Annotated in this window: 12 protein-coding genes; 1 reads left to right on the top strand and 11 read right to left on the bottom strand. The window is 37.3% G+C overall.

Features of this window, described 5'->3' with window-relative positions; genetic code table 11:
- Nucleotides 1-503: 503 nt before the first annotated feature.
- From CSE_RS00965 to buk, 11 genes are read right to left on the bottom strand one after another with little or no spacing between them, the layout of a single operon-like run.
- The gene (locus tag CSE_RS00965; protein ID WP_014452753.1) at nucleotides 504-1,481 is read right to left on the bottom strand and encodes a molybdopterin-binding protein; all 978 of its coding nucleotides are present in this window, start codon (nucleotides 1,479-1,481) and stop codon (nucleotides 504-506) included.
- A gap of 9 nt (nucleotides 1,482-1,490) precedes the next feature.
- Nucleotides 1,491-4,367: a stalk domain-containing protein gene (locus CSE_RS07790; protein ID WP_014452752.1), complete on the bottom strand. Its 2,877-nt coding sequence runs from the start codon at nucleotides 4,365-4,367 to the stop codon at nucleotides 1,491-1,493.
- On the bottom strand, nucleotides 4,360-5,520 hold the full coding sequence (locus CSE_RS00955) for a metallophosphoesterase family protein (RefSeq protein WP_014452751.1): 1,161 nt from the start codon (nucleotides 5,518-5,520) through the stop codon (nucleotides 4,360-4,362). The genes CSE_RS07790 and CSE_RS00955 overlap by 8 nt, the downstream gene beginning before the upstream one ends.
- The gene (locus CSE_RS00950; RefSeq protein WP_041726004.1) at nucleotides 5,517-6,242 is read right to left on the bottom strand and encodes an SDR family NAD(P)-dependent oxidoreductase; all 726 of its coding nucleotides are present in this window, start codon (nucleotides 6,240-6,242) and stop codon (nucleotides 5,517-5,519) included. Before CSE_RS00950 ends, CSE_RS00955 begins: the two co-directional genes overlap by 4 nt.
- 10 nt (nucleotides 6,243-6,252) lie before the next feature.
- Nucleotides 6,253-6,603, bottom strand: coding sequence for a cupin domain-containing protein (locus CSE_RS00945; protein WP_014452749.1), 351 nt, complete (start codon nucleotides 6,601-6,603; stop codon nucleotides 6,253-6,255).
- A gap of 1 nt (nucleotide 6,604) precedes the next feature.
- Entirely contained in the window at nucleotides 6,605-7,156 is a 552-nt protein-coding gene (locus tag CSE_RS00940; protein WP_014452748.1) for a 2-oxoacid:acceptor oxidoreductase family protein, read from the bottom strand.
- Between the two features lies 1 nt (nucleotide 7,157).
- Entirely contained in the window at nucleotides 7,158-7,904 is a 747-nt protein-coding gene (locus CSE_RS00935; RefSeq protein ID WP_014452747.1) for a thiamine pyrophosphate-dependent enzyme, read from the bottom strand.
- Nucleotides 7,904-8,965 (bottom strand): 3-methyl-2-oxobutanoate dehydrogenase subunit VorB, encoded by a 1,062-nt coding sequence (locus CSE_RS00930; RefSeq protein ID WP_014452746.1) that lies wholly within the window; start codon nucleotides 8,963-8,965, stop codon nucleotides 7,904-7,906. The genes CSE_RS00935 and CSE_RS00930 overlap by 1 nt, the downstream gene beginning before the upstream one ends.
- Nucleotides 8,966-8,976: 11 nt before the next feature.
- Nucleotides 8,977-9,204 (bottom strand): ATP-binding protein, encoded by a 228-nt coding sequence (locus tag CSE_RS00925; protein WP_014452745.1) that lies wholly within the window; start codon nucleotides 9,202-9,204, stop codon nucleotides 8,977-8,979.
- Between the two features lie 13 nt (nucleotides 9,205-9,217).
- A complete protein-coding gene (locus CSE_RS00920; RefSeq protein WP_014452744.1) occupies nucleotides 9,218-9,904 on the bottom strand; it encodes a nucleotide-binding protein in 687 nt (228 codons plus the stop codon).
- Nucleotides 9,891-10,961 carry a butyrate kinase gene (gene buk / locus CSE_RS00915; protein WP_014452743.1) on the bottom strand — a complete coding sequence of 357 codons (1,071 nt, stop codon included), beginning with the start codon at nucleotides 10,959-10,961 and terminating at the stop codon, nucleotides 9,891-9,893. The genes CSE_RS00920 and buk overlap by 14 nt, the downstream gene beginning before the upstream one ends.
- A 201-nt stretch (nucleotides 10,962-11,162) precedes the next feature.
- On the opposite strand from buk, the gene CSE_RS00910 reads away from it, so the two are divergent.
- Nucleotides 11,163-11,615, top strand: a complete 453-nt coding sequence (locus tag CSE_RS00910) for a GatB/YqeY domain-containing protein (RefSeq protein ID WP_014452742.1) — start codon at nucleotides 11,163-11,165, stop codon at nucleotides 11,613-11,615.
- Nucleotides 11,616-11,617: the final 2 nt, after the last annotated feature.

Raw genomic sequence — 11,617 nt, 5'->3', positions numbered from 1 at the left:
TTTGTTCTATTTCTAAACTTTTCTTTGACTTTTTTCAATTTTTTTTAAATTTCTTACCTCTCATCAATCTGAGTGGGAAACAACCCCCCTCAGCACTCCCCCAAAGAATTAAAAATCTTTTTATCCTTAGGGGTAAGTTAGAAAGGGGATATACCCCTTTCTAATTGAAGTCATCCCGAACGAATGTGAGGGATCTCCTCAGTTAAATCTGAGGGGGCAACAACCCCCCTCAGTACTCCCCCATAAAAATTCTTTTCTCCTTTAAAGGGGAGTTAGAGAGGGGAATTGTTAATTCCCCTCTAAATTAGAGATGTCTCGCTTCGCTCGACATGACACAAAATGGAGGAGGGACACCCTCCTCCAACTCCACCGGAAAACAAAAAATCTCTTCATTTTTTAGGGGGAGTTAGAGGGAGAACTTGTAAGTCCACTATAAATGGTTGAAAAGGAATGTGTCTCCCATTAAACAAAAGAAAAGTTAGGAAAAGCCTTGATAGTTTCTCTTAACCTATGTACCCGCCGAGAGAAAATTTAATAAGGTCATCTTTCAACAATCTGTAATTTGACAATATTATTGGCATAAGAAAGTGAAAACTTGTGCCTTCTTTTGCAATGCCAGAGGAAGACGGAATACCGAGAACAACCTTATTTTCCAAATAACCTACAAGAAAGGTGAATCCTGGAAATACTGGAACACCGTATTTTATAACTTCAACTCCCATAAGTTTTATACCAGGAACCGTTCTATCGTCAGGGTCAACTGCCATTCCTCCCATGTAGATAACGATGTCTGCACCCATCTCTAATGCTTTTAATCCTGCATTTTTTATTTTTATCTCATCATCTTCAAGGATTTCTCTTAAAATAATTTCCTGGCCAAGGCTTTCAAGATATTCCTTAATCCTAAAACTTAATATCTCCTCCCTTAAGCCTTCAATAAACTCGTTTCCAACGGGGAAGAGCGCAATTTTGTGAGGAACAATCGGTCTCAAGCTGACAATTGGTTTAAACATATTTGCGATACTTTCAACTTCCAAAAGAACATCTTTTGAAATTTCTTTCGGCATAATCTTACCAATTGCAACAGACATACCACTTTTAACAAAAGTAAAAGGTCTTTTTGTTGCAACAACAACATCGTCAATTTCATTTATCTTGAAAAGCCCATCTGTATTTACGATTAAAACGCCATCGGTCTCGGCAACAATTTTTACCTTTGACTCTTCCGGCTTCGTTAAGGTAAGGTTTTCACCTTTTATTGATTCCATTAAAAAAATACCTGCATCATCCTCGTGAACAAGAGTGCTACTCTCATCTTCAATCCACACGTAGTGCCTTCCAATTGAAAGAAGTTTAGGAACATCGCTCTCAGAAATAACATAACCACGTTTGAAAAGCACACTTTTCTTGAGGCCATCAATAATTGTAACATCTGTTGCAAGCCTCTTATTCACTGCATCGTGGACATCAACTTTTTTCATAATATCACCTCAATGAGTTGAAGAATTGTATAGAATTGTAACCTTTTTTGTTGAATTATCCCAAAGTACAACTGAACCAAAATTCTCCGCAATAAATCTTAAAGGAAGCATTGTTCTCCCGTCCTTTATGAACGGTGCAACTTGAGGGTTATCTTTATCAATTGGCGTTTGAACTCCATTAACGGATGCAAGTGGATTTCCTATATAAAGTTCGATTATTTTATCTTTAAGCGCGATAATGACAGTTTTTGTTTCTGCCTTCCACACAACCTGAGCATAAAGGGGCTCCGCGATAAACCTAACAGGCACAAAAGTTCTTCCACCAATAATGATAGGAGCTGTATCCATTTTCATTTGTATGCCATTTATATAATAATTCTGAGACCCTATGTAAAACTCGAGTTTTATTGAATTTACTTTTGTATCAGAGAAAATAATTGGCTTAACAGTAAATGTATCTGATGGATCTGAAGAATTCCCTTTCTCGTCAACTGCTATTACCCAGTAGTAATAAGTCGTGTTTTGCTCAAAAGGTCCGGAATCTATAAAGTGAGTAGCAACTGTTGCTCCCACATACATTGCAGACGACAAGTCATCTTTTTTATTTCGGTATATCTCATAATCCTTTATTTTGTAGGACCCTGCCCTACTTTCGTTAAATGAAAATTCAACCTTTGAGACATTGTTCATTAGTGTTATACCTGTAACCTTCGATGGCTTTACAAATACTGGAAAAATTGTAAGTTCAAGGGGTGTTGAGTACACATTTGTGCCATTTGTTGTGCTCACGTTTGTAAAGTTTATAATCACTTTATTTGTGCTTTCCGAAATCGCCTTAAAAGTAAGCGTAAGAATTGATGAGCCATTTTGGACGTTTGACACATCACCTGTAAATGTGATTGAGTCATTTAACTTTGTAAGATAATGTGATGAGTAACTTACAAATTCAAGATTTTGCATTGGATAAGAAACCGTAAATGAAATATCTGAAAGTAGAGTATTTGTATTCAAAATGACATCGAAAGAAATTAAATCAGGCACTCTTACTGTAAGGCTTGCTGGATTCGTTGAAATGTTTGCACCGACAACCTGAACTAAAGCAGTTAAATTTATCGCATTTTTTACACCATTGTAAGAGAACGTGATACTTCCATTATTATTACCTACATTTCCCCATCTTGCATCAGCAATGAGTGTTATTACACCTTGACCCTTGACGGAAGCAGGGTAAAAGGAAAACATCTTCGAGGTTGACATGAAAAACATTGTGGTATTCATATCAGGAGCACTCACAAGCACATTTACAAATTTTGCATCACTTCCAACAAGCTTTTGGAAATCAAAATTAGTTAGGCTTGCTTGTGGCTTACTATTTGTGCTTTGCGTAAGATTTGAAAAGACATAATCAAAACCAGAGTAATTATAAGTTAAGGTGTATGGGTTATAACCGTCTCTTGTAAGAGATATTGTGTGGGTTCCCAATGTTAAAGGCACAAAGGCACGTGTAGTTAAATTTGTATTATTGCCGTCAACAGTTATCAAGGCATTGGGATAAGAATCGATAACAATACCATCAACAGGGGTAAAAGAAAGTGTGTAATTTGCCTTATAGAAATATGAGAAGGTGTTTGTTAAGTTCATTGAAGTGGAAAATACAAGATATGTTTCAAGGTTAACGCTCGGTGGAACTTTAAAGTTTGGTAGAAATGTAAAATAAATTTCTCCATTTGCATAGGTGCCTTGAATTAGGTCTGTTGACAAAACAGTGCCATTATTAGTATATTTCACAAATAAATATGGTGTGAAATTCATATTTAGATCCGCCTTGTAATTAAGATTTATCGTGTAGTTTGAAACATTTTGAGTAATGTCATTTTGGTCCAATATTGAAAAGTTTGCAAAAGTAATACTTGATTTAACTCTTTGTCCAAACGGATTGTTGCTGTTAAAAAATTCAAGCGTTAAATCATAAGTGCCTGATGTCCCAATGTTTACAACAAAATCGCACAAGTAAGTTTCGCCTGGTTGAACTCTGTTTGAAATAGGAATTGACTTTTCGACTTTAACATTTTCGCCTATAAGGGTAAGTTTCGCTGAATAAGGATTGCTAAATATTGTTCCGCTCCATGTGGATGTGCCAACATTCTGAATAAGAAATTGAAGATGCGTATCTGTATTTGTAGGCATTATAAGGTCTGTATTTGCTTGAACTATACGAGCGTTATCGGAAGGGTTTTGATACAAATCACCAAAGTGGTAAGGTGTTGGCGTATCAATGTAAGAGGGTGGATTTGTAATTTTAGATGGATCTGGCTTTGTAATACTTACTGGTGTCCACAGGGGCTGTCCATCGTCACCTATGATGAGTTTTGCAATGTTGTCGATAACTTTATCCTGATAACGCCTTCCTGTTGGGTTTGCTGGGTGGTTTATGTAGGAAAATCCGTTATAAGCCCAAATTGCGTAATACCAATTCTCGAGGATATTTCTATCAGAATCACCAATTGCAGGAGTAATTTTCCATTTTCCGTCAAGGATCTTTGCACCAACTTCAATATTGTAAAAAATATCCGTTTTTAACCTGTCAAGGTCTGATCTACCTGTAGAATTTATTTGCATAATTCCAATATCAATTGACCCATCGGTGTTCGTATGAATTATTGGATTTCCATTTGCATCAAATTGTTTCCAACCAGATTCTGTGTAAGCAATTCCCATAAGAATCACAGATGGTATATTATATTTCTTTGCAATTTCTATGAATTTTGCTCTAAGGACACTATCCGAAGGGTTTGGTGGAATTGACAGCAAAACAAGAGTATCAAAAATCATAACGGTAACCAAAAGGACAACACTTAAACTTGCAAAGCCTTTTCTTCTACTCATTTATTTGCTCCATTATATTGCGTGCCTCTTCAAGAATTTGTTCCTTTATCTTTTTATACTTTTGATTTTCGGATTTGTCAAGATATTCTTCTATAGCCTTTATTGGATCTTTTACCTCGTAGATTGACGATAAAACCGGGGTACTTTCAGACCTCTCGTCTATTACTTGGGTAAATACGTATGACACCTCTTTTAATTTATTAACGGCTGCACGTAATTTCCCCTCATCTTCAACGTTTCCTTTCACAACAACACGAACTATAGACTGTTTTGCGCGGTCAAAATCAATTTGCTCGAATGACTTATCGTCGAAAATTTCAACTGTGTAAAATTTACGCGCGAAAGGATTTTCTATGAACTCTGTATTCTTTACTGAATCTAAAACTTCCACAAAGAAAAAGCCTTTAGGATCATTTTCCTCGCTAAAATCAAGCCTGTCAAGAGATCCTGGATACACAAATTTATGCTTATATTTTTGGCTTTCCAAAACCTGATTTTTATGAAGGTGCCCCAAGGCAAAGTAGAGAATATTCTCTCTATCTAATTCGTTAATTGAAAGTGGAAGATATTTGGAAAAATTTATAAATTGCTCATAGCCAACAGTCCCTTCAGATACAGGAATATGTGCAACAAGAATGTTATTCTTATCTCTAACGCTTTCTAAAAGTTCATCAATAATTTTAAGCAATCTCTCGTTTAACTTTACTAATACCTCGTCCTCGCTTAAATCCCTAAATTCTTCTTTTGAAAGAATGTTTGTCTTAAATGGATATGGAAGTGTTAAAAAATTAAAACCTTTTATGTTTATAACTTCCGGTATCTTACTTATATTTATAAATCCAAGAGAAAGTTCAGAATAGAGATCAAGGTGAATTATGCGCTCTCTAAATGGTGCTCCTTCGTGATTGCCTGTCACGACCAAAATTTCTATACCTAAATTTGCAAGAGCATTTATAAATCTTGCAAAGAGTCTTTCGTCTTTTACTTCAGGGTCTCTTTTGTGAAAAACATCCCCTGCGATGACAACAACATCAATTTTATACTCTTTTGCCTTTTCAACAACAAAATCAAGCGTATTTTGAAAGTTAAAATTGTTTTCTCCACTTTTAAGAGGAAAACCAATGTGTAAGTCTGCAAGGTGAAAAAATCTCATGCCGTATGGTACCCTCCATCAATAAAAATACTATCACCCGTAATGTATGAGGCGTCATCAGAGAGCAAAAATGTAATGAGTTTTGCAACCTCAGTGGGACTTCCTTCACGCCCAAGAGGAACTCTCCTTAAAAATTCTTCACGCACACTATCAAATTCGCTTTTAAAAAAATCCTCTGTCATATTTGTTCTTATAAGCCCTGGCAAAATACTGTTAACTCTTATTTTATACTTTCCAAGTTCATACGCAAGGGCATTTGTTAAACCTATTATAGCCGATTTTGTTAAAGCGTAGCCAGAGGAAGGCTCTCGTTCCCCAAAAAATGCATCAATAGAGGAAACAAATACAACGCTTCCACCGTTCTTAAACAATGGAAGAAGGTCTCTTAAAATCTTAAAAGAAGACTCAACATTTATTTTCCACATACTTTCGAGTTCGTGATCTCTAAAAGTTTCAAAAGGTTCTGTAAAAATTACCCCCTGAGAAAAAACAATACCGTTGAGACTGTCTGTTTTTTCTTTCACCCAGTTTAGTAGTTCATTTATATCGTAAGGAAGATTAAACTGTCCTAAAACAATTCGAGCGCTTAATCTCAAAGTTTCATCAATGTGCTTCTTGGTTCTGCCAGTTGCAATAACCTTTGCACCAAGATTATCTAAAAGTAAGGAGGTGGCCCTCCCAATTCCAGAAGAGCCACCTACAACTAAGATAGACTTCCCCAAAAAGTCCATCTTAGATTTTTAAGTAAGGAATAAGGCAGAGCATTAAAGCCTTCGTATCACCAATGTTTTTGTAAGAGTGAGGTGCATTTGGCTTTATAAAGACTGCTGTTCCACTTTCCACAGTTCTTTCTTCGTCGCCCTCGGTTATAATGAGCTTACCTTGAAGGATAAAAATCTCATGCTCCCACTCGTGGTGGTGCTCTGGTATAACTGCACCAGGCTCCAATTCAAAATACCTCATCGCAAAACGCTCTGCCCCGTCCTCTTTTTTAATAAGCCACCGAATCGTCACGCCAGGGATGTATGCCCCATTAAATTCAACCGGTTCTGGCTTTAATTCTTCCGGTTTTATTGTTTTCACTTTAGCCTCCCAAAAACTCCCTTGCAATTTTACTTCCCTCTTCTACTGCGCGAATATTTATCTCAAGAAGTTCTGCTTTTCTTCCTGTTAGATACTTTTTAAGTGCCTCTTTTATAGATTCTAATGACACAGGTTTCTCAACTTCGACATATGCACCAAGGAGAATCATATTAACAACTCTTTCCGAACCAAGTTTACGTGCAACATCATGCGCATCAATTTGAAGAACCCTTACATCAGATCTTTTAACTTCTCTTGGGATAAGGGTCTTATTAAGAATCATGATACCATTCTCTTTCATCATCGGTTCATATTTGTCTAAGGAGGGAAGATTAAGAATTATTGCTGCTTCTGGCCTATCAATAACGGGTGATGCGATTTCTTCATCAGAGACTATTACATGACAATTTGCAGTGCCACCACGTTGTTCTGGACCATATGATGGAAGGAATGTAACAAACTTTCCTTCGTCCTTTCCTGCTTCTGCAAGAATTTCCCCTGCAAGCATTACGCCTTGACCGCCAAAACCTGCTATAACCACTCCCTTTTCCATTTTACTCAACCCCCTTTACAACCCTAAATTCACCAATAGGGAAAACGGGAAGCACTTCTTTTCTTACTCTCTCAAGTGATTCAACTGGTGTCATCTTCCAATTTGTAGGACACGTTGAAACAAGTTCAACAAGCGAATAACCAAGCCCAAGCAATTGCGCTTTAAATGCCTTCCTTATGAAGTTCTTTGCCTGATTTATGTGCTGCGGTGAATCAAGTGATGCCCGTGCAATGTAAGCAGGACCATCAAGTGTTGCAAGCATCTCTGCAACATGAATAGGAAATCCGCTTACCTCTGGTTTTCTTCCATAAGGAGATGTTGTTGTAACCTGTCCTATTAGCGTTGTAGGTGCCATTTGCCCACCTGTCATACCAAAGTTTCCGTTGTTAATAAAAATTGTTGTGATTAATTCGCCTCTTGCCGCAGCATGCACCGTCTCAGCCATTCCTATGGAAGCAAGGTCACCGTCTCCCTGATATGTAATAACAAAACTTTCTGGATGTGCTCTTTTTATACCAGTTGCCATTGCACATGCTCTTCCGTGCGCTGCAACTGCAGCGTCCGTATCAATAAAATCGTATCCAAATACGGCACATCCAACCGGCCAAATAATTACTGCCTTCTTTACCAAATCCATCTCTTCAAGCAATTCTGAAATAATACGGTGTGCTATGCCATGTGTGCATCCTGGACAATAAGTTGTAGGCTTTTTTGTAAACGTTTCCGGTGCTTTATATATGAGTTTCATTAGCAACCTCCCAAGTGCAATCTAAAAGCTTTATAAATTTCTTCCGCAGTAGGGACAACCCCACCAAATCTACCGTAGAACTGAACTGGTTTCTTGCCATTAACTCCAAGTTTAACATCTTCAAGCATCTGACCCTCGTTCATCTCCACGTCGAGGAAGAACTTTACTTTATCTGCAAATTCTTCATAAACCTTATATGGGAAAGGCCACACAGTAATCGGCCTTATCAGTCCTGCCTTAATGCCTTTTTCTCTCAACATCTTAACCGTTGTTTTCATAATTCTTGCTACAGTTCCAAAGCCAGTGAGGGCATATTCTGCATCGTCCATCATAAATAACTCGTATCTTGTTTCATTTTCTGCAATCTTCTTATACTTTTCCTGTAAGGCAAGGTTCATCTTTTCAAGGCCTTCTGGATCGAGATTAAATGAAGTTATGAGATTTCTTGGTCTATCACCTTTACCAACGATTGCCCAGTCAGGTGTTTTGAGTTTGCTGACATCAACCCAATCTTTAAACTCAACTGGTTCCATCATCTGCCCTAAAAGTCCATCTGAAAGAACAACAACCATAATTCTATATTTCTCTGCAAGTTCAAAGGCATCATACATAAGATCGCACTGCTCTTGAACTGTATGTGGTGCTAATACAATTGAGTGATAATCACCATGTCCCCCACCCTTTGTTGCCTGGAAGTAGTCAGCCTGTGCAGGGGCAATGTTTCCAAGGCCAGGGCCACCACGCATAACATTTACAACAACACATGGCACATCTGAGTTTCCAATGTAACTAAAACCTTCTTGCATAAGGCTAATGCCAGGGCTTGAGGAAGAAGTAATTACCCTTGTTCCAGTTGAGGCTGCACCATAAACCATATTAATAGAAGCAACCTCGCTTTCTGCCTGCACATACTTTCTGCCTAACTCTGGCATTCTTCTTGAAAAATACTCTGGTGTTTCGTTTTGAGGCGTAATAGGATAACCAAAGAAAATCTGGGCACCTGCTCTTATTGCTGCCTCAGCAAGTGCCTCGGCACCTTTCATTAATAGTCTTTCACCCATAATAACCTCCATTAAACCTGTGCTTTCTCAGGTCTTCTTACTTCAACGATTGCTCTGTCGGGACAGATAATGTAACAGAAGCCGCAAGAAATACATCCTTCATTGTCAAAAAGTTCCACAGGATGATACCCTTTAAGGTTAATTCTGTCAGAGATTCTCAAAACATGTTTTGGACATACACTTACACAGAGGCCGCAACTTTTGCACCTCTCTTCGTCAATAATTACCTTTGGTTCCATTAACCAAACCTCCTTATATTGGAATTGGACTAACAAATAGTTTGAGTGGAAAAACATCCACATCAAGAGAGTCCATTAACGCCAATTTAGATTCATCAACGCCTGCAAAAATAATTGGTAGTGACAATTCATAAGAAACGTTTTTTAAAACTTCATACCCTTCTTTAATGATCTCTTTTGTTGTTTCCCACCGCAAGTTCGTGTTTAATACAAGATGCGTCACCTTCAATTTTGAAGCATTTTGAATTGTTTCAAGTTCTTTTAGGATTTGTTCTTTTGTTTCCGTATAAGGCCGTTTTGTGTTTACAACAAAAAGCATGTTATATGAATCCTCAAAAAAGTTTCTAAACTGAGCAATACTTCCTGCACCATATGCATCGCCACCAACGTCGATTACATGTATTGAAGTTTTATCCATGAGTTCAGATACAACATTTGGTGGGAAAACAGGCACATCAAGTACTCTTGTTAAAGGCGGTGGTAAGATAAGGTCAAGGTTATACTCTTTTAATTTCTCTTCTACATCTCTAATCCTTACATAAGGCTTTACAATGTCAAGATCAAATAGTTTTACAGGAACTTGCAAATTGCTTAGTTTTATTGCAAGATTTATTGCAATCTCTGTTTTTCCAGAGCCAATACGTCCAGTAATAATCTGAGTCCTTTTTTCTAAAAGGGTTCTTACATCAAATTCTTTCATAAAATTTTTCTTTTTCCTCTCCTTTCAAAACACGGAGTGCACCTTCTAAAAGGGCACGCATTTCATCTTCGCCTGGATATATTAACACTTTTGCTATAAAACTTACACGCTCTTTGATCCAGTCTACAAGCATTTGGGACCTTGCAATACCGCCAGTTAAAACAATCGCATCAACTTCTCCATAAAGTACTGTCGCCATTTCTCCAATTGTTTTAGCAATCTGATATGCCATTGCTTCGTAGACAAGCTTTGCATATTCATCACCTTTATTAATACGCTCCTCAACTTCAATTGCGTTATTTGTTCCAAGGTGAGACACAAGACCTCCCTTACCTGCAAGGAGTTTTTTCATTTCTTCATACGTGTATTTACCACTCATGCAAAGATCTACAAGGCTAATCGTTGGAAGTCCTCCTGCTCTCTCTGGCGCAAAGGGCCCATCACCATTAAGAGCATTATTCACATCAATGGTTTTTCCTTTTTTGTGCGCTGCAACGGAAATTCCACCACCAAGATGGACAACAATAAGGTTAACATCTTCGTAACGCTTTCCAAGATCCTTTGCGGCCCTCCTTGCAACAGCCTTTTGGTTAAGCGCATGCCAAATGGATTTTCTTTCGATGCCTTTAAGCCCTGAATATCGAGCAAGTGGTTCCATTTCGTCGACAACGACTGGATCAACAATGTATGCAGGCTTACCTACTTTTTGCGCAAGGTTATAAGCAATTATTGCACCAAGGTTTGAGGCATGCTCCCCATATCGACATTCCTTTAGGTCTTGGAGCATATCCTCGTTAACCCTATAAGTGCCAGACTCAATTGGGTGTAATAGTCCGCCGCGCCCAACAAAAGCATCAAAATCCTTTAGGTTAAATCCACTTGCATTTAGTTCCTTTTCAACTACATTTACCCTAAAATCGTACTGTTCTATGATACTTTTAAAGTCTTTTAATTCATCTGAAGAATGTCTGATAGTTTTTTCTAAAAGCGAACTCTCATCCTCAAATACTGCAACCTTTGTTGAAGTCGAGCCTGGATTAATGACAAGAACCTTCATCAAAACCTCCCTAAAAATAAATATAGGGACTCACTAATGAGTCCCTTTTTAAAGTATGTAATGCCTATTATAAATACTATAATAATAAACAAAGCAAAAAGATAATGGAATCCAAAAATACTTTTATGTAAAGGACACAAAAAATATTCCATAACCAATATATTATAGCATAAATGGTATAATATGATATAGGAGGTAAACATGGGATTACTTGAACAAATTCAAAAAGAATACATTCAAGCAATGAAGGAAAAGGATGAAATAAAGGCAAGTGTATTAAACATGCTGAGATCACAAATTAAATACCGAGAAATAGAATTAAAAGGGCTTCAAAAAGAAATTACTGATAGTGATATTGTTGACCTCATCAGAAAGGAAATTAAGAAAAGAGAAGAAGCAATTGTAATGTATACGGAAGCAAAAAGAGAGGATCTCCTTTCAAAGGAAGAAAAAGAACTTGAAATACTCAAAAGTTATCTACCAAAAGAACCCTCAATCGAAGAGTTAAGAACTGAAATTGAGAAAATTGTTCAGGAAGTTAACGCAAAAGGGAAGCAAGATTTTGGAAAAGTTATGAAAGTTGCAATGGAGAAATTTAAAGGTGTAGTTGACGGAAATAAGATTAAAGAAATAGTTGAAAGTATTTTGAAATAAAA

Origin of the sequence: Caldisericum exile AZM16c01 (assembly GCF_000284335.1) — a bacterium.
GTDB classification, from domain to species: domain Bacteria; phylum Caldisericota; class Caldisericia; order Caldisericales; family Caldisericaceae; genus Caldisericum; species Caldisericum exile.
Note: the sequence above shows the minus strand (reverse complement) of the source record. Positions and strands in the feature narration are given on the sequence as shown.